The sequence below is a fragment of the Serratia quinivorans genome (genome assembly GCF_052113645.1).
GTDB classification, from domain to species: domain Bacteria; phylum Pseudomonadota; class Gammaproteobacteria; order Enterobacterales; family Enterobacteriaceae; genus Serratia; species Serratia quinivorans_B.
Genome location: NZ_JBIEIU010000001.1, coordinates 432,776 through 455,565, shown reverse-complemented (window position 1 = coordinate 455,565; position 22,790 = coordinate 432,776). Strand labels below are relative to the sequence as shown.

General features: G+C 53.1%; 30 protein-coding genes and 1 riboswitch. Of the genes, 17 read left to right on the top strand and 13 right to left on the bottom strand.

Annotation, left to right across the window (positions count from 1 at the left end; genetic code table 11):
- Window positions 1–2 precede the first annotated feature (2 nt).
- Complete coding sequence (gene astE / locus ACGS9J_RS02105) at window positions 3–986, top strand: succinylglutamate desuccinylase (RefSeq protein WP_442229426.1); 984 nt, start codon at window positions 3–5, stop codon at window positions 984–986.
- Window positions 987–1,636: 650 nt separating this feature from the next.
- Window positions 1,637–2,719: a porin OmpC gene (gene ompC / locus ACGS9J_RS02100; RefSeq protein WP_442229425.1), complete on the top strand. Its 1,083-nt coding sequence runs from the start codon at window positions 1,637–1,639 to the stop codon at window positions 2,717–2,719.
- A gap of 84 nt (window positions 2,720–2,803) precedes the next feature.
- Here the strand turns inward: ompC and ACGS9J_RS02095 are convergent, their stop codons facing one another.
- Both ACGS9J_RS02095 and ACGS9J_RS02090 read right to left on the bottom strand, forming a co-directional pair.
- On the bottom strand, window positions 2,804–3,028 hold the full coding sequence (locus ACGS9J_RS02095) for a biofilm development regulator YmgB/AriR family protein (protein ID WP_442229424.1): 225 nt from the start codon (window positions 3,026–3,028) through the stop codon (window positions 2,804–2,806).
- 130 nt (window positions 3,029–3,158) lie between these two features.
- Window positions 3,159–3,350 carry a YebW family protein gene (locus tag ACGS9J_RS02090; protein ID WP_012145560.1) on the bottom strand — a complete coding sequence of 64 codons (192 nt, stop codon included), beginning with the start codon at window positions 3,348–3,350 and terminating at the stop codon, window positions 3,159–3,161.
- Between the two features lie 227 nt (window positions 3,351–3,577).
- Here ACGS9J_RS02090 and lysM point away from each other — a divergent pair, with 227 nt between their 5' ends.
- The 4 genes from lysM (at window position 3,578) to ACGS9J_RS02070 (ending at window position 6,467) form a co-directional block, all read left to right on the top strand.
- Window positions 3,578–4,024 carry a peptidoglycan-binding protein LysM gene (lysM, locus tag ACGS9J_RS02085; RefSeq protein WP_442229423.1) on the top strand — a complete coding sequence of 149 codons (447 nt, stop codon included), beginning with the start codon at window positions 3,578–3,580 and terminating at the stop codon, window positions 4,022–4,024.
- Window positions 4,025–4,483: 459 nt separating this feature from the next.
- Window positions 4,484–4,648 (top strand): hypothetical protein, encoded by a 165-nt coding sequence (locus ACGS9J_RS02080; RefSeq protein ID WP_442229422.1) that lies wholly within the window; start codon window positions 4,484–4,486, stop codon window positions 4,646–4,648.
- Between the two features lie 96 nt (window positions 4,649–4,744).
- Entirely contained in the window at window positions 4,745–5,686 is a 942-nt protein-coding gene (locus tag ACGS9J_RS02075; RefSeq protein ID WP_442229421.1) for a pirin family protein, read from the top strand.
- 433 nt (window positions 5,687–6,119) lie between these two features.
- Complete coding sequence (locus ACGS9J_RS02070) at window positions 6,120–6,467, top strand: DUF1304 domain-containing protein (RefSeq protein ID WP_442229960.1); 348 nt, start codon at window positions 6,120–6,122, stop codon at window positions 6,465–6,467.
- Window positions 6,468–6,496: 29 nt separating this feature from the next.
- Here ACGS9J_RS02070 and ACGS9J_RS02065 read toward each other — a convergent pair whose 3' ends face one another.
- On the bottom strand, window positions 6,497–6,883 hold the full coding sequence (locus ACGS9J_RS02065; protein WP_041414657.1) for a helix-turn-helix domain-containing protein: 387 nt from the start codon (window positions 6,881–6,883) through the stop codon (window positions 6,497–6,499).
- A gap of 458 nt (window positions 6,884–7,341) precedes the next feature.
- Window positions 7,342–7,554 carry a YccJ family protein gene (locus ACGS9J_RS02060; protein WP_012145555.1) on the bottom strand — a complete coding sequence of 71 codons (213 nt, stop codon included), beginning with the start codon at window positions 7,552–7,554 and terminating at the stop codon, window positions 7,342–7,344.
- 200 nt (window positions 7,555–7,754) lie between these two features.
- Between ACGS9J_RS02060 and ACGS9J_RS02055 the strand changes: the two genes are divergently transcribed.
- Window positions 7,755–7,994: a DUF2766 family protein gene (locus ACGS9J_RS02055; protein WP_004945684.1), complete on the top strand. Its 240-nt coding sequence runs from the start codon at window positions 7,755–7,757 to the stop codon at window positions 7,992–7,994.
- A gap of 41 nt (window positions 7,995–8,035) precedes the next feature.
- Here ACGS9J_RS02055 and ACGS9J_RS02050 read toward each other — a convergent pair whose 3' ends face one another.
- A complete protein-coding gene (locus ACGS9J_RS02050; RefSeq protein ID WP_442229420.1) occupies window positions 8,036–8,269 on the bottom strand; it encodes a YobH family protein in 234 nt (77 codons plus the stop codon).
- A gap of 163 nt (window positions 8,270–8,432) precedes the next feature.
- Between ACGS9J_RS02050 and ACGS9J_RS02045 the strand changes: the two genes are divergently transcribed.
- Together ACGS9J_RS02045 and ACGS9J_RS02040 are read left to right on the top strand one after the other, a co-directional pair.
- On the top strand, window positions 8,433–8,591 hold the full coding sequence (locus ACGS9J_RS02045; protein ID WP_442229419.1) for a PhoP/PhoQ regulator MgrB: 159 nt from the start codon (window positions 8,433–8,435) through the stop codon (window positions 8,589–8,591).
- A gap of 99 nt (window positions 8,592–8,690) precedes the next feature.
- Window positions 8,691–8,963 carry a YebO family protein gene (locus tag ACGS9J_RS02040; RefSeq protein ID WP_442229418.1) on the top strand — a complete coding sequence of 91 codons (273 nt, stop codon included), beginning with the start codon at window positions 8,691–8,693 and terminating at the stop codon, window positions 8,961–8,963.
- Window positions 8,964–9,012: 49 nt separating this feature from the next.
- Here the strand turns inward: ACGS9J_RS02040 and fos are convergent, their stop codons facing one another.
- Entirely contained in the window at window positions 9,013–9,420 is a 408-nt protein-coding gene (gene fos / locus ACGS9J_RS02035) for a fosfomycin resistance glutathione transferase (RefSeq protein ID WP_442229417.1), read from the bottom strand.
- A gap of 170 nt (window positions 9,421–9,590) precedes the next feature.
- Between fos and ACGS9J_RS02030 the strand changes: the two genes are divergently transcribed.
- The 3 genes from ACGS9J_RS02030 to ACGS9J_RS02020 all read left to right on the top strand — a co-directional run bounded on the left by ACGS9J_RS02030 (window position 9,591) and on the right by ACGS9J_RS02020 (window position 11,753).
- On the top strand, window positions 9,591–9,905 hold the full coding sequence (locus tag ACGS9J_RS02030; protein WP_442229416.1) for a phage protein NinX family protein: 315 nt from the start codon (window positions 9,591–9,593) through the stop codon (window positions 9,903–9,905).
- A 67-nt stretch (window positions 9,906–9,972) separates the two neighbouring features.
- Window positions 9,973–10,209, top strand: a complete 237-nt coding sequence (locus tag ACGS9J_RS02025) for a DUF4060 family protein (protein ID WP_442229415.1) — start codon at window positions 9,973–9,975, stop codon at window positions 10,207–10,209.
- Between the two features lie 176 nt (window positions 10,210–10,385).
- Complete coding sequence (locus ACGS9J_RS02020; RefSeq protein WP_442229414.1) at window positions 10,386–11,753, top strand: amino acid permease; 1,368 nt, start codon at window positions 10,386–10,388, stop codon at window positions 11,751–11,753.
- A gap of 38 nt (window positions 11,754–11,791) precedes the next feature.
- On the opposite strand, the gene ACGS9J_RS02015 is transcribed toward ACGS9J_RS02020, so the two are convergent.
- Window positions 11,792–12,082, bottom strand: coding sequence for a hypothetical protein (locus ACGS9J_RS02015; protein WP_442229413.1), 291 nt, complete (start codon window positions 12,080–12,082; stop codon window positions 11,792–11,794).
- A 220-nt stretch (window positions 12,083–12,302) separates the two neighbouring features.
- Between ACGS9J_RS02015 and ACGS9J_RS02010 the strand changes: the two genes are divergently transcribed.
- From ACGS9J_RS02010 to cspE, 3 genes are all read left to right on the top strand, one after another.
- Window positions 12,303–13,301: an MBL fold metallo-hydrolase gene (locus ACGS9J_RS02010; RefSeq protein ID WP_442229412.1), complete on the top strand. Its 999-nt coding sequence runs from the start codon at window positions 12,303–12,305 to the stop codon at window positions 13,299–13,301.
- Between the two features lie 876 nt (window positions 13,302–14,177).
- Window positions 14,178–14,294 (top strand): DUF2627 domain-containing protein, encoded by a 117-nt coding sequence (locus ACGS9J_RS02005; protein ID WP_071593021.1) that lies wholly within the window; start codon window positions 14,178–14,180, stop codon window positions 14,292–14,294.
- A gap of 41 nt (window positions 14,295–14,335) precedes the next feature.
- On the top strand, window positions 14,336–14,545 hold the full coding sequence (gene cspE, locus ACGS9J_RS02000; RefSeq protein ID WP_002221949.1) for a transcription antiterminator/RNA stability regulator CspE: 210 nt from the start codon (window positions 14,336–14,338) through the stop codon (window positions 14,543–14,545).
- Window positions 14,546–14,597: 52 nt separating this feature from the next.
- Here the strand turns inward: cspE and pgeF are convergent, their stop codons facing one another.
- On the bottom strand, window positions 14,598–15,314 hold the full coding sequence (pgeF, locus tag ACGS9J_RS01995; RefSeq protein ID WP_442229411.1) for a peptidoglycan editing factor PgeF: 717 nt from the start codon (window positions 15,312–15,314) through the stop codon (window positions 14,598–14,600).
- A gap of 143 nt (window positions 15,315–15,457) precedes the next feature.
- Between pgeF and rlmA the strand changes: the two genes are divergently transcribed.
- Window positions 15,458–16,279 (top strand): 23S rRNA (guanine(745)-N(1))-methyltransferase, encoded by an 822-nt coding sequence (gene rlmA, locus ACGS9J_RS01990; protein WP_442229410.1) that lies wholly within the window; start codon window positions 15,458–15,460, stop codon window positions 16,277–16,279.
- A gap of 71 nt (window positions 16,280–16,350) precedes the next feature.
- Here rlmA and mntP read toward each other — a convergent pair whose 3' ends face one another.
- From mntP to manX, 5 genes are all read right to left on the bottom strand, one after another.
- A complete protein-coding gene (gene mntP, locus ACGS9J_RS01985; protein ID WP_442229409.1) occupies window positions 16,351–16,920 on the bottom strand; it encodes a manganese efflux pump MntP in 570 nt (189 codons plus the stop codon).
- An 11-nt stretch (window positions 16,921–16,931) separates the two neighbouring features.
- A riboswitch (yybP-ykoY riboswitch) is annotated at window positions 16,932–17,115 on the bottom strand.
- Window positions 17,116–17,335: 220 nt separating this feature from the next.
- Window positions 17,336–17,794 carry a DUF986 family protein gene (locus ACGS9J_RS01980; protein WP_442229408.1) on the bottom strand — a complete coding sequence of 153 codons (459 nt, stop codon included), beginning with the start codon at window positions 17,792–17,794 and terminating at the stop codon, window positions 17,336–17,338.
- Between the two features lie 182 nt (window positions 17,795–17,976).
- Window positions 17,977–18,819, bottom strand: a complete 843-nt coding sequence (locus ACGS9J_RS01975; RefSeq protein WP_012145539.1) for a PTS mannose transporter subunit IID — start codon at window positions 18,817–18,819, stop codon at window positions 17,977–17,979.
- Between the two features lie 15 nt (window positions 18,820–18,834).
- The gene (locus ACGS9J_RS01970; RefSeq protein ID WP_442229407.1) at window positions 18,835–19,635 is read right to left on the bottom strand and encodes a PTS mannose/fructose/sorbose transporter subunit IIC; all 801 of its coding nucleotides are present in this window, start codon (window positions 19,633–19,635) and stop codon (window positions 18,835–18,837) included.
- Between the two features lie 55 nt (window positions 19,636–19,690).
- Complete coding sequence (gene manX / locus ACGS9J_RS01965; protein WP_442229406.1) at window positions 19,691–20,662, bottom strand: PTS mannose transporter subunit IIAB; 972 nt, start codon at window positions 20,660–20,662, stop codon at window positions 19,691–19,693.
- A 574-nt stretch (window positions 20,663–21,236) separates the two neighbouring features.
- On the opposite strand from manX, the gene ACGS9J_RS01960 reads away from it, so the two are divergent.
- The gene (locus tag ACGS9J_RS01960; protein WP_442229405.1) at window positions 21,237–22,781 is read left to right on the top strand and encodes a TerC family protein; all 1,545 of its coding nucleotides are present in this window, start codon (window positions 21,237–21,239) and stop codon (window positions 22,779–22,781) included.
- Window positions 22,782–22,790: the final 9 nt, after the last annotated feature.

Below are 22,790 nucleotides of genomic sequence, written 5' to 3'. Positions count from 1 at the left end.
TCATGTTTGATTTGTTGGCCCTGACGCTGGCGGGGCAAGCCCCCGCCGAGCAGCAGGGCGAGAATGCGGATTTGCGCTGGCGTTGGCTGGGAGAAGGGCTGCTGGAAATCACGCCGCGACAGGGTTACCGGCAGGCGGTGGTGCTGTCTGCGGGGATCCACGGCAATGAAACGGCACCCATTGAATTGCTGGATCAGTTGGTTAACGATTTGCTTTCCGGCGTGCGCCCGTTAGCGGTTCGGCTGCTGGTGCTGTTGGGCAATCCACCGGCCATGCGCGCTAACAAACGTTATCTGCACAGTGATATGAACCGAATGTTCGGCGGCCGCTATCGTGATTTTAATCCCAGCGGTGAAACCGCACGGGCGCAGCAGTTGGAGCAGGTGATCGCGACGTTTTTCGACGGTGAGCAAGCCGCACGTTTCCATTACGACCTGCATACGGCGATCCGCGATTCACGCCTGCCGCGCTTTGGCATTCTGCCTTTTCAGACGCGGCCTTACAGTGCGGATATGTTGGCGTTGCTGGATGCTGCCGATCTGGATGCGTTGGTGATCCACAGCGCCCCAGGCGGTACTTTCAGCAATTTCACCAGCGAGCATGCCGGTGCCGCCAGCTGTACGCTGGAACTGGGCAAGGCTCGCCCGTTTGGCAACAACGATTTGCAGCAGTTTGCGGCGATTAATCGTGCGTTGCAGACGGCGGTGAGTGGCGAGGCTTTACCACGGCGAGTTGCGGATGCGTTGCGCGTGTTTTGCGTGGAGCGGTCGTTGATCAAACGCAGTGAAGACTTCAGGCTGCACCTCAGTGACGATACGGCCAATTTTACCGAGCTGAAGCAGGGGACGTTGTTGTGCGAGCAACCGGGGGAGGAGTACCGGGTGCAGCATGCCAGCGAATGGATTTTGTTCCCTAACCCCAGTGTGGCACTTGGGTTACGCGCCGGTATGGTGCTGATTGAAGCTCCCCGCAGCACGTTGTATTGACCTGTTAGTACCGAATAAAGTTTTATACTTACCGTATTTAGGGTTGTAGCGATGTCGGCTGCAACCTTAAATAACGGCAGTTTATCCTGCTGCTCATTCCTCTTATTTCCCTCGCTTTATATTCCGCCGTGCCTTATTTTTATTTTTTATCTTCAGAACGCCTCAGTCCTCATTTTGGCGACTTGAATTAAATTAATTATTCGAACCGATAAAAGCTTTGCTTAAAAGTGGTTAAACAACCTAAATCCACGCAATGACTTTGCTCAGATAAAAATGTGAAATAAGTAACGTTATTGATAACCCTGCTAAGATTCATGGTATTTATAAAACGAATGGAAAGCATACAAAAAGAAACTAAATTGCACCAATTTGGTGCATTGCACCAAGTTGGTTATAAGTTATGTGGCAAATATCAATATGAATCAATGATTTGATAATCATCGCAAATGTAATATTTGGTTACAAATAAACATGCTTTATCCACGGTGTTTTATGAACTTTTTTATTTTAAGTTTGGATTCATGGTGCTAATGTCACATGGCTCCTTAATTAGGGATGCTCATAAAACACTAAATGATAAAGATCACAGCCCAAACCATAAATTGGGCGTGATGGGCAGGAATTTAAAATTATAATATCTAGGAAAATAAATGATGAATCGCAGTGTATTAGCCTTAGCTATTGCCCTCGGGGCAATCACCTCGTTCGCCAACGCGGCTGAAATCTATAATAAAGATGGCAATAAACTCGACCTGTACGGTCGTGTATCCGCCAAACATGTTTTCAGCGATGATAAATCCGAAGACGGCGACAAGACTTACGTCCGTTTGGGTTTTAAAGGCGAAACGCAAATCAATGACCAACTGACCGGTTATGGCCAGTGGGAATACAACGTCCAGGCCAACCACGATGAAGCGCAGGGTACTGCGGGCACCAAAACCCGTTTGGGCTTTGCCGGCCTGAAGTTCGCCGACTACGGCTCCTTCGATTACGGCCGTAATTACGGCGTGGTGTACGACGCAGAAGCCTATACCGACATGCTGCCGGAATTTGGCGGTGACTCTTACAGCTACACCGACAACTACATGACCGCGCGCTCCAACGGTCTGGCAACCTACCGTAACCGCGATTTCTTCGGCCTGGTGGAAGGCCTGAACCTGGCGTTGCAATACCAGGGTAAAAATGACGGTGACGGTCGTGGCGTAGCCAAACAAAACGGCGACGGTTACGGCATGTCCCTGGACTACCAGGACATCGGTGGCTCCGGCATTGGCGTAGCGGCGGCATTCTCGGATTCCAACCGCACCAGCGATCAGAAGAAGTTGGCCTACGGTAAAGGCGACAGCGCTACGGCCTGGACCACCGCCGTTAAATATGACGCTAACCAGGTTTACCTGGCCGCCATGTACGCCGAAACGCGCAATATGACGCCAATCAGCGGCAATGGCGTGTCTGGCTTCGCCAACAAAACGCAGAACTTCGAAGTTGTGGCCCAGTACCAGTTCGAAAACGGTCTGCGTCCTTCTCTGGCCTACGTGCAGTCTAAAGGCAAGGATATCGAAGGGATTGGCGATGTCGATCTGGTGAAATACGTGGAAGTGGGTGCGACTTACTACTTCAACAAAAACATGTACACCTACGTTGACTACAAAATCAACCAGTTGAACGACGATAACAAGCTGAAACTGAGCACCGACGACGTCGTGGCCGTGAACCTGACCTATCGTTTCTAAGTTTCAACACTATTACCTTCTTCCTGTGTCGGGAAAAAACGGTAACCAGGCAGGGCTCGCGCTCTGCCTTTTTTATGGGCGTCGCTAGCCTTTCGGGGCTAACCCCATCATTTCAATGGCAGAACGCAGTGTGGCAAAGCGCTGTTGATCTCTCTCATGCTCAATCTCGGCCACCAAATGAGCCAGGATATTATTGCCGGAAACTTTTTTATTGAGATTGATCAGCTGAATCACCGCACCGCCGACCACCAGGCTGACGTCGCGCAACAGGGCTTCATAATGTTCGTTTGAGGGGGTAGAAACGGGCATGGCGCCATCTCCATATCGTTCGGGTGAAGCAATTTAGCAAAATAGCGGCATAAAACATTGTCGGCATGCCGGTTTTCCGGTGAATTCAGAAATTCCTCAGGGGAAGGTGGTAGAAAAGTCTATAGGCCGTTTACATCGGCGCATATTCGTTGGCGGGCAGCCAGAAGCCATCGATAAAATCTTCAAACGGGAAACAACCGGCGTGGCGGAGGTTTTGTTCTTTCATGCTAATCAGACACTGGCGTTCATCACGCAGTACGTCAACCACGATATCGGCGCAGCCGCCATCCAGATAACAGACAAACATCACCAAGGCGTACATCTCGTCTTATGTCCTTCATCCTGTCCTTCCATGCTTCTATTGTAGGTAACTTCGACGATTGTTTCATGCCTGGCTCGGCGCAAAAGGAAGGAGTGGCAACGAAAGAGGACACTTTCGGATTACTCTAACCGCTTAATACCTCAGGACCAATTGAATATCCCTCTTCCAGTGCTAAGCTTAACAAGCCTTAAGTCAACGTAACATTGTAACCATCGAAAGGAGTGAATATGGGTTTGTTTAACTTCGTCAAAGAAGCGGGCGAAAAACTGTGGGACACAGTGACCGGCAATGCTACCGCTGAAGATCAAAGCGCCAAACTGAAGGACCATCTCAATAAAACCGGCTTGCCGGGAATCGATAAGGTTGATGTGCAGGTGGTTGACGGTAAAGCCGTGGTGACCGGGGACGCCGTTAGCCAGGAGCTGAAAGAGAAGATCCTGGTGGCCATCGGTAACGTGGCGGGCATCAGCGGCGTGGAAGACAAAGTAACGGTTGAACAAGCTGCCGCAGAGAGCCGTTTCTATACCGTGAAGAAGGGTGACACCCTGAGCGCCGTTTCGAAAGAAGTGTATGGCAACGCGAATCTGTACAACAAGATTTTCGAAGCGAACAAGCCAATGTTGTCCAGCCCGGACAAAATCTATCCGGGGCAGGTGCTGCGTATTCCGGAATAATACCGACACCCTCGACACATTCTGCTTAGCCCGATCTCTGGTCGGGCTTTTTCATGTTTACTTGCATTAGTCGGTCTTATTATTTTATTGTCATAATAAGATGTTCGAATGCACCATAATCTTCGTCCTCTCACTCCGGGGGGAATGTTGACCCTGGCGAGGAAAGTTGATAGCGTCTTGCCACTATCGAGGTCTGAGCGATATGGGGCGCGGAATCTGACAAACCCGCAAGGCGGGCTTTTTATCAGTCACCCTTCACATAAACGTTAACGCGTGATGAGTTAAGATAGATTCTGTGAAACAGCAACGTAATACCTCACAAGATAAAAACTACCGTGAAACTCTGGGAGATGCGCAATTCGCTGTCATTGTGCTGGCGATAGCGTCCTGCTCCCTGATCATTTTTACGCTTTCAGTCACGCTATGGCTGACATGACGTCGTTCAATACAGGAGATAAAATGGAGCACAATCTCCACGATGAAACCAAGCTGCTGGCCGTTATCGGCTTACTGGTTTCCGTGTTGCTGGTGGTATCAATTCTATTTGGCGTGACTTACTTCTCCGATCTAAAGCATGCGCGCGATGAAGTCGACATAAAAGGTTGCTATATAAGGGCGTCATAGCGTCCTGCCTCCCTGGTTGTGTTCTGGCCGCTTGCTCATGCTAAGCTGGCGTCCAGCTACTCACTCAACCTGTGTGTCGTTCTGGAGGCGTTTACCATGAGCAATTCCCGCCCAACCTATTCTTCATCTTCCCGCGATTGTCCTGTGGTTGACGGCATCCGTCAGATCCAACGCATTGCCGTACGCAACGCCGAAGTGGGCGGTATTGCGATCAATCGCGCCTTGCCCACCCGTGAGCGGCGTACTGTCGGCGCCTGGTGCTTTCTCGACCATGCCGGGCCATCGGTATTCAGTGGCTCTTCGCCGGGGATGGACGTAGGGCCGCACCCGCATATCGGCCTGCAAACCTTTACCTGGATGATTGAAGGGGAAGTGCTGCACCGCGACAGTCTGGGCAGCGAGCAGGTGATACGGCCCGGCCAGGTTAATCTGATGACCGCAGGGCGCGGTATCGCGCATACCGAACAGTCTACCGGTGAAGAACGGCGCTTGCATGCCGCGCAATTGTGGATCGCACTGCCTGCCGAACAGGCCGATACGGCACCGCGCTTCGATCATTATCCTGATTTGCCGTGCTGGTCGAACAGTGGAGTCAAACATACTTTACTGGTGGGGGAGTTTGAACAATATCGTTCCCCGGTGTCGACGTTTTCACCCTTAATCGCCCTTGATTTGGAATGGCAGGCCGACGGTTATTTAGAGTTACCCGTACGAGAGGATTTTGAAATAGGTTTCTTGCCCCTTATTGGTGCATTTGAGGTTAATGATGAAAAATTTTCACCTGACGAGTTTGCCTATTTAGGTATAAATCTTAACCGTATCGAGTTACATGCCAAGAAGGGCAGCCGTGCATTATTCATCGGTGGCTTGCCATTAAACGAAGAGATTCTCATTTGGTGGAATTTCGTCGGTCACAGCAAGCAGGAGATTACTCGTGCGCAACACGACTGGGAGCAAGGGAATACACGTTTTCCCGATGTTGTCGGCTATTCCGGACCGCGCATGACCGCGCCACACCTGCCCTGGAGCGATAATTGATATCCACAAGCTATAACAACCGGATACTTTTATTCATTTCGCTCTATTAACGTTAAATTAATGTGATCGAAATTCCATGTTTTCGCACTGATATAGTTTATCTGGGAAATAGTGATCTGGCGCAAATAAATGGTCGGAGCAGTGGATTAAGATAACTCTCAAGAAGTGATGTTATCTACCGCTAGTCAGAAGCCTGTGAGGTTATTATGAGCCAAGTACTCTATCGTGCAAGATTATCCCATGTTGTTATTGCAACGGCGGCGTTTTGGATCTCTATCGCAGCCATGCTGGTTGTTGCTCTGAACTAACTCTGAATGATTATGCAATAAACCCGCTGCGGCGGGTTTTTTTATGCCGGTATATTCGCAATACTCCGGGCGTGGTTATACTTATTAAACCCAACACCTGATTAACCTTGAAAATCATAATGATAATTCTTTCTAATATTGTCGTGTTGTTAATTGCCGTGATCCATCTGTATATCCTGATCCTGGAAATGTTCCTTTGGCAGAAGCCTACCGGCAGGCGCGTGTTCGCGACGACCGCCGAATTTGCCGCGTCAACACGGGTGCTGGCGGCCAACCAGGGGTTATATAATGGCTTTCTGGCGGCAGGGTTAGCCTGGGGCGTCTGGCGCGACGAGCCTGCGGTGCAGTTGTTCTTTCTGGGCTGTGTACTGGTGGCAGGCGTGTTTGGTGGGCTGACGGCGAGCCGTAAAATTCTCCGGGTTCAGGCGCTGCCCGCGCTGGTGGGTATTTTGGTGGTGCTGTGGGTGCATTGACCCGCCGTGAGCGGCAGCGGGAAAGTGGCTCAGGCGGTCTTTTGATGGATGACGTGCAGCGGCGGGGCGATATGCAGATCCACGCTTAAATCCTGACGAAAGTCATAAGGCGTGATGTTGAACCGCTTTCTGAACATATAAGTGAAATGCGACTGCGAACCGAAACCGAAGTCGAGAGCGATGTCGAAAATGGAGGCGTCACTGGTACGTAGCTGGTAAACCGCACCGGCCAGCCTGCGTTCGCGAATGTACTTGCCCAGCGAAATCCCGGTCGCTTCTTTGAACAGCTTCTGCATGTGCCACAGGGAGTAGCCGGAGTATTCGGCCAGCTCTTCGAGATGGATCACTCTTCCAAGGTGAGTTTCGACCCATTTACTGAGGGCGCAGACTAATGAGAGGTGATGTTCTTGTATCATCAGTGCGTCTGTGTGAGATCTACATAGCGCTGAAGTATACACAACTTGCCGCCATGGACAAAAAAGCCGCCCATGCCCAAGTGAAATTATTCGGAAAAACCATCGTCGGGTGGCTTGTCAGCCGGAAGGAAAAACGGCTAATCTGAGGTTGCCCGCTACCGCTGATACCGAAGTGGTTCTGGTCGCAACAAATAACCGCCTAAGCAAAGTCAGCCGTGACAATTCAGCGTTGATGGGGTGATCGCATGTTAATGACAGTGATTATTACTCTGGTTGTAATTGTAGGTGTTGCCGCCTTTATGGTGACGCCGGTGATGAGAATGAATAATGCGAAAGGTGTGGGAGGTGAAGAGCCGTGATTTCAGGGAACAACATAACCCCAAACGGGGTGTGACCGACAACCGAAAAAGCCTGGGCGCATCAGTGACCCGGGCTTTTTATTGGCGAGTGACACTCGATTAGACGTTTTTCCGCTCTACGGTTTCTTCACCCCAGTACAGCTGATCGGCACTGGTTTTGGCAAAAGCCATTTGCAACGCTTCGTCACTGCCTTCCTCCCAGATCTTTTGTGCCAGCACCTCATCGTTTTTCGCCAACTCAAAAATGGCCTCAGCGATCTCAACCGAGGTTTCACGCACGGTTGCCCAGGATTTTACATTGTGGTTTGCCATAACTTTCTCCTGTTGGTTGTGGCCGAAGGATGCGCCGATAAGCGCGTCGCTTGAACATCCAGTATAGGTTAATTCGGCCGGCTGTTTTGCTGCCTAATGCGCATTAAGGTTGAAAATTCAGCGGCAAACGGCCGGGGGGCGGCAAAGCGTCAGGCGGCATGCTATTCTGTGCGGCGTCTGAATCAAGAAGGGAAGTAATTATGTCCGACATGCTGAGCAACGATCAGGAATTGGCCTCCGACCTGGTCGCCTGCCAACTGGTGATCAAACAGATTCTGGATGTTATCGACGTTATCGCGCCAACCGAGGTGCGGGACAAGATGGCAAGTCAGTTGAAAAGCATCGATTTCTCCACGCATCCTGCTGGCGCCGATCCCGTGACCCGCAGGGCGATCGAAAAAGCGATTGCGCTGATTGAGATGAAGTTTACCCGCAATTAATGGGGAAACCGCCGCTTAGCGACGGTTTCGGACGGTGGTGATTAATCCACCACCGTTTCGACTTTTTTGAACAGCGGGCAGTCGGCCACGCCAATCACCCCGTTGTCACCATGCAGATACTGCGCGATCACCACATTCCGTGCCGTCATGTATTTACACTGTAACCCCAGTCCACCCACGTTTTTGTTGCTGCCGACCAACACGCCATAGCCCGAAAACAGAAACACGCCATAAACCACCGCCAACAGCAGCACCCACTTTATCAACTTGCCCATTGTGACTCCTTGTTATTTATCGTCTTTGCGATATAGCCATGCCCCAGGACGCGGCGCAACGGTAACAATCTTAAAAGTGACCCGCACGCCGGTTTCTAAACGACAGGTTAAACTTCGTTTAAGTTCTCTGTGATAGCATGCGCAATAAATTATCAAGATAACAATGAGGCTGCTAAATTTGTTGCCAAAAAAAATCCTCGTAATAGTGGCGTTCCTCGCGGCCTGCCTGTTTTTTTACCTGTTGGCGCTGGATAGCTATTGCGATGAGGGAGGGACTTTTGCGTTGGGAGTTTGTTCCGTCACCCGCTTTATCCCCTGGTGAAATGCGCAGCGGTGCATAACAATTTTTTATCAAGATGTTCGTGCCCGTGCCCGGAGTGCTAAGATGTCCGCCTGTTTTTAGCAGTAGATAGGGTTGTCCATGTACGATTTAGGTTTTGGTTCAAATAGCCTGGTTTCGCTGGCCCTCGCGGCGCTGGCGCTGCTGGTGGGATTATGGGTCTGGTTTTTGGTGAACCGCGCCAGCGTGCGCGCCAATGAACAGATCCGACTGCTGCAGGAAATTGCTGAGCAACAGCGTCAGCAAACCGCATTATTGAAAAGCCTGGCGCAAAGCGCGCGGGGCGATAGCGTAACGGACGATGACGATCTCAGCCCGACGCTGGACTTCAAAGGTTTTATTCCCGAGCGTTAATCAAACTTCCTGCCGGGTGGCGTGGCGAACTTTACGCCACCCGCATTGCTCAGTAAAACTCCATTCCCTGATAAGGCTGTGCACGGCACGCTGCCAACCGGCTGGCCAGGTCGCCGCCGTGAATTTCCAATTGGTGCCCGTCCGGGTCGAGAAAGTACAGCGACTCGCCCTCGCTGCGGTTGCTTTTCCACTCTTCAACCCCTGCCTGACGCAGCCGTGAGGCGACCTCTGCGAAATCTGCCGCTGCCACGCTGAACGCGTAATGCGTGTAATCCTTCGCTGCGTTCACCGACCGCGTATCATCCCATGACAAACACAGCCACAGTTCCCCCAGGGACAGGTACGCGCCGTTTTGCCAGCGCGCATGCGGGACGAAACCCAATAGGGTGCTATAAAAATCGAAGCTACGGCTAACATCGCGTACGGCGAGCGTCAGATGGTTGAGGCCAGTCAACATGGCGGATATTCCTGCGCAACAAATCAGGGAAAAAGTGTAATCAGCCGCTGGGAAAAGATAAAGCGAGAAAAACATTAGTAGAGATAATGTGAAAAGCCCTCGCGTTGTCATAAATCTGTCGTATTGGCGTCGTAATGTAGCGCCAACTCTACGAAAGATGGATAAAGCCGATGATTAAATGGTATGAAGAAAGCGACGCCGAGGTGAACCGCAGCATTGCGCTGATCACCGGAGAAAATCCGGATAAATGGTATCCCTACGGCGGTGTGAAAGGTAAAGATTATTGCAAGAATCCCTCCGACGCCTGGCCGATTATCTGCGCCAATAAAATCAGTCTGAATGCCGACAGCCAGGGCGACAAGTCGCAGTGGCAAGCGCGTATGATCACCCAAAGCGGCGAATGGCAGGCGGACAGCAGCAGTCCGTTGCGCGCGGCGATGATCTGTTTCCTGCTCAGCCAGCAAACCAGCGAAATGGCCCGTTGAAGCACCAGAATTACTGATGATTTTTCCCTTTTTATGACAACAGAACTGTCTCTGGCGGAGCCTGTTTATGAAGCGCATTATTAAAGGTGATAAAAACTTGTCTCATCTGGTGGTTGCCCACGCGGCAATCGATCGTCATGCCGAAAGCTTTGGTCAGCGCCGACAGGGCTGGCCGTCGACCTACCTGATAAAATATCAAAACGATCGCGTGGCGGTAGAGGTGGTGACACGCCGCCAATCCTACGTCGCCACGCTGATGATTGGCGCCCGCAATCTGACCAAACTCTGCGGGCTGTCCAGCTAAAAACCTCCCCTTACTGGCGTTACTCCCAGCATAAAATAGCGCTCTGGCCAATGTCGCCGGGGCGCTACTCCTTGATGCTCACGGGGTTAAGTGTTAAAAAGCCGCCCGCAGATACATTTATTGATTGGCGAAATCTTGCGCAAAAGCGCCAGGATCCCACGCCATATGAGGATAAGATGGGCGGTCAGCAGCAGGATACCCCGCTAAAACGCGGTTTAAAAAACAGACACATACAACTCATCGCCCTGGGCGGCGCCATTGGCACCGGCCTGTTTCTCGGCATTGCGCAGACCATTAAAATGGCCGGCCCCTCGGTATTGCTGGGCTATGCCATCGGCGGATTTATCGCCTTTCTGATTATGCGCCAGTTGGGTGAGATGGTGGTCGAAGAGCCGGTCGCCGGGTCATTCAGCCATTTCGCGTATAAATACTGGGGGGATTTCGCCGGTTTTCTTTCCGGTTGGAACTACTGGGCGATGTTCATTTTGGTCGGCATGGCCGAACTGACGGCGGTCGGTATTTATATTCAATATTGGTGGCCGGACATCCCAACCTGGGTCTCCGCCGCGGTGTTTTTTGTCCTGATTAATCTGATCAACCTGGTGAACGTACGGCTGTATGGCGAGACCGAGTTTTGGTTTGCCATCATCAAGGTGGTGGCGATTGTCGGCATGATCCTGTTCGGTGCCTGGCTGTTGGCCAGCGGCAACGGCGGTCCGCAAGCCAGCATCAACAACCTGTGGGAGCAGGGGGGCTTTATGCCGCACGGCATCGAAGGGCTGGTGATGGCGATGGCGGTGATCATGTTCTCGTTCGGCGGGCTGGAGATGGTCGGCATCACGGCGGCCGAAGCTGCCGATCCGCGTCGCAGCATCCCGAAGGCCACCAATCAGGTGGTGTACCGCATCCTGATTTTTTATATCGGCTCGCTGACGGTACTGCTGTCGCTTTATCCGTGGGACAAGGTGGTAGAAGGCGGTAGCCCGTTCGTGATGATCTTCCATGCGTTGGACAGCAGTCTGGTGGCGACCCTCCTTAACGTTGTGGTGCTGACGGCGGCGCTGTCGGTGTACAACAGCGGCGTCTACGCCAACAGCCGCATGCTGTTCGGCCTGGCTACGCAGGGGAATGCGCCGAAGGCGTTGACCCGGGTGAACAAACGCGGCGTGCCGGTGCTGTCGATTGCACTGTCGGCGCTGGTGACCTCTGTCGGTGTCCTGATCAACTATGTGATGCCCGGTAAGGCGTTTGAGTTGCTGATGGCGCTGGTGGTGTCCACATTGGTGATTAACTGGGTGATGATTTGCCTGGCGCACCTGCGGTTCCGCGCGGCGAAAAACCGTCAGGGGGTGATCCCGAGCTTTAAGGCGCTGTGGTACCCGTTTGGCAACTATTTGTGCCTGGTATTCCTCAGCCTGATCCTGGTTATCATGTATTTCAGCGAAGGGATCCGCATTTCCGTGTTGCTGATGCCGGTGTGGATCCTGCTGTTGTGGGTAGGGTTCAAGCTGACACGTCGCAAGGGCGTTAAAGTTCGGCGTTAAGGTTTAACGGAGGCGCTGCCTGCGCCTCCGATTCATTTTTAGCTGCGTGGCATAAAGGCATTGCCTGGGGTGGCGCGGCCCAATCCCAACAGTTTCCTGCACAGCAGGAACACCGTGGTGATGATATCGATAGCGACCACGCTAAGCATCAGCACGGCCAGCATGAAAAAACTCACCAGCGCGCCAAACAACAGCACCAAGGGTGCCGGCACCCGTACACGGCGCAGTTTCATCGCGGCATACATTTTCCAATACTGCATCTGCGCCAGCATCGCGCTACGGATACGGCCCATGCGAACACGGGGTTTGCGTGATGTAGAACGGCTCATAACTTCTCCTTTTCTGAATGTCCTATAAGTAAAACACAAGGATCTTAAGAGATGCTTAACAGGCTCTAGGCGGCCCTGGCATTCTCACAGGGACTGTGACAACACAATACGCGAAAAGGTCCCCCTTGAGGTGAGCACAGTTCACAAAGCGCACCAATCGGGTATCTTGCTATGTTATCGAATCCGCCCGTCAGGGTGCCGCAGTGGTCGGGAGAGCAACTTGAAGATTACCAATCGTTACTATGATGCCGGCAAAGCGCACCATACCCCGCAGGGGTTTCGCAACCCAGAGCCTTCTGTGCGCCGGGAAGGGGATTTGAAGCGCTGGCAGGATGAGCGTAAACAGCAGGGCCTGCCCAAGCCGCCGCAAATGGGGTATCAGCAGTTTACCGAGCGCTGGTGGCAGCAGGCTGATCTTAGCGGCAGCGATAACAGCATCTGGTGGCTGGGGCACGCCTCAATGCTGCTGCGCCTGGAGGGGCGTTATATCCTGATTGACCCGGTGTTGTCGCAGCGCGCATCGCCGCTCAGTTTCTATGGCCCAAAACGCAAGACCCCACCGCCGCTGACGGTACAGCAACTGCCGACGGTGGACATCGTCTTGATTTCGCACAACCACTATGACCATCTCGATCGGCGTACCGTAAGGCAGTTGGCGCGCCGTTTTCCGCACGCGACTTTTATTGTGCCACTCGGGCTGAAAAACTGGTTCCGGCGTTACCGCCTGCAACGGGTCGAGGAGTTGGACTGGTGGGATAGCCTGTCGTTGGGCGATCTGACGTTTCACTGTACGCCTGCGCGCCACTGGAGCATGCGTACCCTGTGGGACCGCAATCGCTCTTTGTGGTGCGGTTGGGTGATCCATCACCCGACGCTGCGTTTTTATTTCTCGGGCGACAGCGGTTATTCGGATCGGCTGGCGGACATTGGCGCTCGTTTAGGGCCTTTTGACGTGGCGGCGCTGCCGATTGGCGCTTATGCACCACGTTGGTTCATGCAGGAACAGCATATGGATCCACAACAGTCGGTAACGTTGTATCAGCAATTAAATGCGCCGCGGGTCATTCCGATCCATTGGGGCGTATTTGAATTAGCCGATGAATCCCTGGATGAACCCCCACAACAATTGAACCTGGCGCTGAGTTCGGCGGGAATAGAGCAACATCAATTCCGGCCCATTAAAATTGGTGAGCGCATCCTGCTCGAGCCTAACTCTTAAGCGTTAACCCTTGGCCAGCGGGGCCAACACGCGCATACCGCCGCCCGCAGATCAGTCCCGACGCCGGTTGTAGCCCGGCGTCAGCGTAGTGGACGGCATTATCCGCAAGTGGCCATAACCTGTTGACGCGAATAGGGCTAACGGGCGGAAAAAGGCAAAATAAATACGCCGTTTGGGTCTCGCTGTTGATCGCGTAAATACCCGCTCGGTTTTTAAGATTTAATTCCGCTATAGATTCACACTGACCTTAAGGTTATTGCCGTTATTTAACCGCGTTACGGTCGGTGTATTTATCCGCGGATGCACGATGACAGTGCGTAAATTCTGATTTTGCATGCTTATGCACCTAAAAGTGGCACGCTATTTGATTTTCGTGACGGGAAGTCGGCTGCATAAATTATGGCCAGCCAGGGTGATGGCAATAATTTACCCCGGTATTATTTTGTTGCTCCAGGCGAGGGGATTGCCTAACGGTGGGCTGTGCCCGCGTTGAGCCGTCCGGATGGCGGCTCAATGGTCGGATCAGCCGCTGTTCTCTGCGCCCGTTCATCGATATTCAAATGTCGTATAAGAAATTCCATAAAGATTCAAATTTTTTAACGTTCTAAGCGTCCGGCTGGGGTTATATGTTGCAACATACATGGGTCAATCGGATGAAAGAATTGTTAAAATTCAGTCAGGATGCGGAGTGTAGCGAGGTGTAAGTGTTAAGCAGAAAATAGCTAAGGCTTCAACATCTTTTAGCCTATTTAAGCTTATGTTGCTCTCGACCGTTTCAAATATGTGCGACAGCTCCATCAGTGATTAAAAATGGCTTGCCATCGAATACAGAGTATGTGATAACGCATCTGGGTAAAACGAGGTACAGTTCTGTATATGTGTGGCATTTTCAGTAAAGAAGTTCTGAGTAAAAACGTTAGCGTTGAATACCGCTTCTCTGCCGATCCTTATCTTAGTGCCTCAAGCAGTAACGACTCTAGTTTGTCTATGTAACGCCTACGGGCGGTTTAAACAATCCAAAGGAAATACTCAAGATGGCAAAGATCAAAGGTCAAGTTAAGTGGTTCAACGAATCTAAAGGTTTCGGTTTCATCACTCCAGCTGACGGCAGCAAAGACGTGTTCGTACACTTCTCTGCAATCCAGGGTAACGGCTTCAAAACCCTGGCTGAAGGCCAGAACGTTGAGTTCGAAATCCAAGATGGCCAGAAAGGCCCATCTGCAGTAAACGTTACTGCAATCTAATCAGCGTCAGCTGTACAAAAAACCCGCCTTGGTGCGGGTTTTTTCGTTTCTGTCATTCGCCGGTGATAATAATGGCTGCGTACTGATTGCGTCCGGTGATGCCGGGGTGGGTGGGATCTTGCACACGACGATGGCTGTTGCGCCGGTAGCTGGTGTATTTAAAACGCTGCGGCTGGTGCGGGTCAGTGTTTGGCGTGCAGATGGTGCAGCTCCCGGCATGATCCACGGCGGCAAAACCCAGTTCGCGGAGCTTGGATTCGGCAATGGCAGCCAGATCCAGATGGCGATAACGGGGGCTGATTAAACTGGCCGGCAGCGGCAATTGCTGTTTGAATCGCGCGACCAGTTCCTCATTCACCTCATAACAGCATGGGCCGGCCGCAGGGCCGATGGAAGCAACCCAATTGCGGGTTGAGTCATCGCGGTCGATACGCGCTGCCAGTTGCTCCAGAACGCCGTCCAGCAGGCCACGCCAACCGGCATGCACGGCAGCAATGGCCGAGCCGTCGTTACGGCTGAAAATCACCGGCAGGCAGTCTGCCGTTAACACGCTGAGCAGGATGCCGGGCTGGGTGGTATAGAATCCATCGGCTTCACCGCAGGCTTGCGCCGCCTGAGTGACGTCGACGATACGTGTGCCGTGCACCTGTTTTTTCTCCGGCAGGGTGGCGCGGTAGGGCTGCAGATGCCCAGGCAGTAGCGCGCTCTTGTTGCCGAATCCGTGACGAATAGCGGGAACGCGGTTGAGAAGCGGGGAATAATCAGTCATAAAACGTCTTTGCCTGCGTCAGAAAACTTAGCGTCAGTGTAGTCAGTTTTTTTGCTCCCTGGCTAGACCCCATGGGATGCGTCTTGCATCGCACAGAAGCCTTCTTTAGACTAGCCGCGCCGTATCTCTCTGGAATCCAAGCCATGTCTTATCAATGCCCTCTGTGTCATCAGCCACTTCATTTTTCCCCACCGCAATGGCGTTGCGATGCTAACCACCAGTTCGACTGTGCCAAAGAAGGCTACGTCAACCTGCTGCCGGTGCAATACAAGCGCTCGAAGCAGCCCGGGGACAGCACGGAAATGATGCAGGCGCGGCGCGCGTTCCTGGATGCCGGTTTTTATCAACCGCTACAGCAGCGGGTGGCCGAGTTGTTGGATGAAGCGCTGGCGCCCGATGCACAGGCGCTGCTGGATATCGGCTGCGGTGAGGGCTATTACACGGCGGAAGTGGCTGCCCGCTTGGCGCAGCAGCGCAATATGACCGTTTATGGGCTGGACGTCGCCAAGGTGGCGATCCGCTATGCGGCCAAGCGTTACCCTGCGGTGTCATTCTGCGTGGCGTCGAGCCACCGTCTGCCGTTTGCCGACGGGTCTTTGGATGCGGTACTGCGAATTTATGCCCCCTGCAAGGCGCAAGAGCTGGCGCGGGTGGTAAAACCCGGCGGGGTGGTGGTGACGGTATCGCCTGGCCCACGCCATCTGTACCAGTTAAAAGAACAGGTTTATCAGCAGGTGCAACTGCATGCCGAACAAGATGAGCAGTTCGCGGGCTTTGTCGGTGAAAAGGTTGAGTCGTTGGCGTACCCGATGACGCTGCCGGGTGAACAGGCGGCCAACCTGCTGCAGATGACGCCTTTTGCCTGGCGGGCTTCTCCAGAGGTGCAGCAGCGTCTGAGCGCCAGTGAGGCATTCGCCTGCGAAACGGATTTCATTATTGCGCTCTATCGCCGTCAAGCCGATTAGGTCGCCGGCTGGGTTCTCCGCCACAAAAACAAAAAAACCTGCCGTCGGCAGGTTTTTTACCTTCAGCGGGATCAGGCGAAATAGCCCAAATGTTCCAGCAGGATATTGACGCCGATACCAATCAGCACCACGCCGCCGAGGATCTCCGCCCGTTTGCCCAGCAGTGGCCCGATAAAGCGGCCAATCATCATGCCCAGCGTCGCCATAATCATGGTGGCCATGCCGATGGCCATCGCCGTATGCACAATGTTCACCTGCAGGAAAGCCAGGCCGACACCGATAGCCATGGCATCAAGGCTGGTAGCGATGGCGGTGGCCACCAACAGCCAGAACCCGTGACGCTTCACTTTTTCCACTTCATCCGGCCGGTTTCTGACGCCTTCGACAATCATGCGCATGCCGAGAATAAACAGCAGCGAGAAGGCCACCCAGTGATCCCATTCCATGATGTATTGGCTGGCGAACAGGCCGATGCCCCAGCCGATGATCGGCGTAATGGCTTCAACCACGCCGAAGATGAGTCCGGTGCGGAGCGCTTCACGAAAACGGGGTTGATGCAGGCTGGCACCTTTGCCAATCGATGCGGCAAACGCATCCATAGACATGCCAAAAGCGAGAATGAGTGTAGCTGACAAGTTCATGTTAAATAGCCTCGGCCGGGCGGCTCCATATACACGTAACCCACCCCCAACCATACGACGGAGTTACGTGTCTATGGTCTCGCCAACCTTACCTGGCTGCCCGCACCACGTTTTAACGAATAAAACGAGTATGTTGATACGGGCGTTTCTGGCGTTTTATTGTCCAGAAACCGGCTACTCCCCAATGACGGCGCAACCATACCATATTATTTCCTTTGGCAACAAGCCTTATTCCCGACGGATATTTGTTTGGGATTGATAACTGTTTTCATTAATGAAGTATGCAAGAAGGAATATAATGTAGACGAGTGCAATAATGTTGCGTAAATAATAATCAGGTAGCCTTATGCGCTGGTGATTAATTATCCACATACAGCGCAAGGTAGCAGCAGGGGAGTGATTGGGATTACTTTATTTACTGATTTTCAACGAAAAAGTGATAAATATTTTCCAGGTCGTCTAATTGGGTGACCTGAATCAGCAGACGACGCCGCTCCAGATCTATGACCAGAATGCCATCTTCGGATAAATTCATGGCTTTAATGCGGTTATATTCGATAAAGGCATTGGCATAAAAGAACCCCTGCGCTTTAAACAACATCTTGGGCCAGCGAATATAAGAAATGTAGACGGCGATCAGTGCTAAAGAAATAAGCAAATAGGTGGTTAATGCAGCACCCTGAGTGGTGACATTTCGATAAATAAGAATGGCGATCAGGCCGACAAAAATCAGGCAATCGATCCGATTGCGGCGTTTTAGTTGCACCTTGAGCAGCGTTTTGCCTTTCAGCAGGTTCATACCGAATTCGTCGTAAATCGCATACAACAGCATCAGCGCGGTGAAAATCAGTAATACGCCATCGGTCAGCGACATCGTTCAACTCCATAAATAAAAAAACCGGGGGTTTCCCAATGCAGTGTTAAGTCTCCCTCTCCAGGGGGAGAGGGCCGGGGTGAGGGGCTTTTGTGTCGGTACGTATCCCCTCACCCTAACCCTCTCCCAAGGGAGAGGGGACACTGACCGACATTAGGGGGTTCCCCCGGCAGTTAACCGTCTTACAGGCCCAGCAGGCCAACCCAGTAACCGAAGATACCGATGGCAAAGAAGCCGATGATGATCCACAGCGCATTCACTTTCCTGCGCAGCAGCCACATACAGCCAAAGGTCAGCAGCAGCGGAACCAGGCCCGGCATCAGTTGGTCGAGGATGGTCTGCACCGTGGTCACCGTGGTATGCCCGGTCTGGTCGGTTATCTTCGACACCACCAGCGGGATATTCACGTGCGTCCACTTGTTGACCAACGCCCCCATGACAAACAGGCCGAGAATGGACGCTCCTTCCGTCAGTTTTTGCAGGAAGCCGCCGCCCATATCATTAACGATATCCACCCCTTTGCGGTAACCGTAGGCCACGCCGTAATAGCGGGTCAACAGGCGCACCAGGTTGAACAGGACGAAGAACAAAATCGGGCCAAGCAAGCTGCCGCTCATGGCGATACCGGCACCGAGTGCCGCGAATACCGGACGTACGGTACCCCAGAAAATCGGGTCGCCTACGCCGGCCAGTGGCCCCATCAGACCGACTTTGATGCCGTTGATGGCCGCATCGTCGATCGGTGCGCCGTTAGCGCGTTGTTCTTCCATCGCCATGGTTACGCCAAGTACCGGCGCCGCCACGTAAGGGTGGGTGTTAAAGAACTCCAGATGGCGTTTGATCGCTTGTTTGCGATCGTCGTTATTTTCCGGGTACAGGCGACGGATCACCGGCACCATTGAGAAGCAAAAACCCAGCGCCTGCATACGTTCGAAGTTCCATGAACCCTGGAACAGGTTCGAGCGCATAAACACACCGCGAATATCGGCTGGCGTGAGTTTCTTTTGAGCTGTTGTATCAACCATTTCTCTCACCTATTCCTAGTCCAGTTCGTTATCGAGGTCGTTGGCGTTAGCCGGGCCAGCTTGCACCGCCTGAGACTTGTTGTATTTCGGGCTGAGCTGGATATAAAGCACGGCCATCACCACGCCGATAACGCCGAGCGCCACCAGGTTAAAGTTGGTGAAGGCGGCGGTAACGAAGCCGAGGTAGAAGAACGGCATCAGGTAACCGGCGCGCATCATGTTGATCACCATGGCGTAACCGACCACCACGATCATCCCGCCGGCGATGTTCAGGCCGCTGGTGACGACTTCCGGGATCGAGTTAAGCAGTGCGTGAACGCCAGAGGTACCGACCGAGATAGCCACGATCACCGCCGGGATAGCGATACGCATCGCCTGCAGCAGCAGGGCGGAGATATGCAACCAGGTGATGGCGCGCAAACTGCCGCGTTCCGCCGCACTGTCCGCCGCGTGCTGGAAGGCCACGGTCAGGGTACGCACGATGATGGTCAGCACTTGCCCGGCCGCCGCCAGCGGAATGGCCAGCGCGATACCGGCACCGACGCTCTGTCCGCCGGCAATAACCAGAATGGTGGAAATGATAGACGCCAACGCGGCGTCTGGCGCAACCGCCGCACCGATGTTCATCCAGCCCAGGGCGATCATCTCCAGCGTACCGCCGATGATGATGCCGGTTTTCATGTCACCGAGAATAAAACCGATCAGGGTACAGGCGACCAGCGGACGGTGAAATTGAAACTCGTCGAGGACGGAACCCATCCCGGCGATACAGGCAACGATAAATATCAGTACAATCTGAAGAGTGGTAATCTCCATTGCACTTCTCCTATGACCAAAGATCTCTGAGTAAAATAATTATTGGCTGTCGCCATTAATTGAGTTTGTTAATCAGGTCCATCATTTTTAACCGGCTGTCGGACGAGACTTTACGAACTTCCAATTCAATACCGCGCTCGTTTAATTTCTTAAACGCTTCGATATCTTTTTCGTCAACGGACACGGCATTGTTCACCTGAGTCTTGCCCTGGCGGAACGCCATGCCACCGATATTCACCGATTTGATATCCACACCGGCTTCCACCAGGCGCCAAACGTCGGTCGGGTTGGTAAACAGCAGCATCACGCGATCGCCGGCGTATTTCGGGTTGTTCCACACGCGAATGGCTTTCGCTACGTCAACCACGTGCGCGGTGACGCCCGGCGGGGCAACCTGAGTCAGTAAGGTTTTGCGGACGTGATCGGCGGCCACTTCGTCGCTGACAACGATGATGCGAGTGACGTCGGTTTCCTTGGTCCAGCGGGTGGCCACCTGACCGTGAATCAAACGGTCGTCGATGCGAGCCAGACCGATTTTCATATGGTCATTGGGGCCCAGCGGTGCCTGCGGGGCGGCGGGTTTTGCGACGGGAGGAGTCTGAGATGCTGCGGGCTTAACACTCTCTTCTGCCGGTTTTTTCAGCGCTTTCACGCCTTCGCGGCCGGTTTCCAACGCCAGCGCGACCAATTCGTCGAAGCCGGGGTTATCGTCGCGTGCCATGAAGGTTTCCACCAGCATCGGAATGTTAACTCCGGTGACGACCTCATAGTTTTCTTTATCGACGGCGATGCGGCTGGCCGCATTGAATGGGCTGCCGCCCCAGGTATCCACCAGGAACAGGACGCCACCGCTGGTGTCGAGTCCGCTGATTTTTCCGTTGTATTTCTCGATTAACGTTTCGGCATTTTCACCGGGGACGAAATCTATAAAAGCGACGTTGTCCTGTTCGCCCAATAGCATTTCCGTCGTTTTCAGCAATTGTTCCGCTGCGGTCCCGTGTGTGCCGATGATAATAGCTATTGCCACTCGCTACCTCCTCATTGAACTTCGTGCACGGATGGTGTGTTTCTTTAGTTCATTTGTTTCCTGGCAGTCACTTCCGTGGTTCAGATACATTATGGTAGAAATTCAGAAACCCGCTCTTAACATTTATCGCGCAGTTTCAAAAGCCTGTGCGTATTGAACTGCGTCGGCGCCATTTATTTTAGTGAGTGAAAAAATAAATTTTGTGACATTGCTCTGTTATTGAGCGCTCAGATAACTCTTAACGCGTGTTTGCGGAATTAAACGACAGAGCTGTTACAAGACGATGCAGAAGGTAAAAAAGCTTCTTTGCCGGCCAAAAAATTCCTGCTAGAGTATTTCCTCTTTCATATTCAGGAGTGAAGGGCCTCAGCCCACCCTATGGACTGTCACCGAAGTTACTGTTTTTCAAGGTTCCACCCGCCACCTGCTGGCGTAGCACAAATCACACGGCCGCTCGGCCATTCCCCGGTACTACAATCCCGTTATCTTGCTGTTGTTGTCTGCGCTTCTCTTGCGTCGGCATGGTCACGCCTGAGCACTGCTCGGCAATCCTGTCTTTTTTCCGGAGTCTGAGATGGAATTTTTAATGGACCCCTCAATTTGGGCTGGGTTACTGACACTGGTGGTGTTGGAAATTGTATTGGGTATCGACAACCTGGTGTTTATCGCCATTTTGGCCGATAAGCTGCCGCCGAAGCAGCGTGACAAAGCGCGCATACTCGGCCTGTCGCTGGCGCTGTTTATGCGTCTGGGCCTGTTGTCGGTCATTTCCTGGATGGTGACGTTGACCACGCCGCTGTTTAGCGTTGCGGACTTCAGCTTCTCAGGCCGTGATCTGATCCTGTTGTTCGGCGGTGTCTTCCTGTTATTCAAGGCCACCATGGAACTGCATGAACGGCTGGAAGGGCAGACGCATCAGGATGGCGCCAACCGTGGCTATGCCAAGTTCTGGGCGGTGGTGGTGCAGATTGTGATCCTTGACGCAGTGTTCTCGCTCGACGCGGTCATTACCGCCGTGGGGATGGTGAACGACCTGCCGGTCATGATGACCGCCGTAGTGATCGCTATGATAGTGATGCTGGTGGCGTCAAAACCGCTGACCAACTTCGTGAATGCGCATCCGACCATTGTGGTGTTGTGTCTGAGCTTCCTGCTGATGATCGGCTTGAGCCTGATCGCCGAAGGCTTTGGCATGCATATTCCTAAAGGTTATCTGTACGCGGCGATTGGCTTCTCGATCCTGATCGAACTGTTTAACCAAATTGCGCGCCGTAACTTTATCAAGCACCAGGCACATCGCCCGATGCGTGAACGTACCGCCGAGGCGATTATGCGTCTGATGGGGCAACAGCGTGCACAGCAGACGGACGAGACGGCAGCGCTGCCGGTGAATGAGACCTTTGCGGAAGAAGAGCGCTATATGATCAGCGGCGTGTTGACGCTGGCCTCGCGCTCACTGCGTAGCGTGATGACGCCGCGCACCGAAATTTCATGGGTGGATTGCGACCGTTCTCGTGAAGAGGTTCGTGAACAACTGCTGGATACGCCGCACAGTCTGTTCCCGGTTTGCCGTGATTCACTGGATGAAATCATCGGTGTGGTCCGTGCCAAAGATTTGCTGGTGGCGGTAGAACGGGGCGAGGATATTGCCGAGTTTGCCGCGCGCACGCCGCCGATTGTGGTGCCGGAAACCATGGACGTGATTAATCTGCTGGCCGTATTGCGCCGCGCCAAAGGGCGCCTGGTGGTGGTCACCAATGAGTTCGGCGTGGTGCAGGGGTTGGTCACGCCGTTGGACGTGCTGGAAGCCATTGCCGGTGAATTCCCTGACGAGGATGAAACTCCGGATATCGTGGTGGAAGCCGACAGCTGGCTGGTGAAGGGCGGTGCCGATATGCACTCGCTGGAGCAGGCGTTGAACTGCGAAGATTTGGTCAGTCCGACGGCGGATTACGCGACGTTGGCAGGGTTCCTGCTTGCCCACTACGGCCAAATGCCGGTGGTGGGCGACGTGGTGGAGCTTAACCGGCTGCGCTTCGACGTCATTGAGGTGTCCGAGTACCGTATTGAACTGGTACGCATCACCAAAGTGGATCCTCACGACGAGGAACATCAGTAACACAGCGGC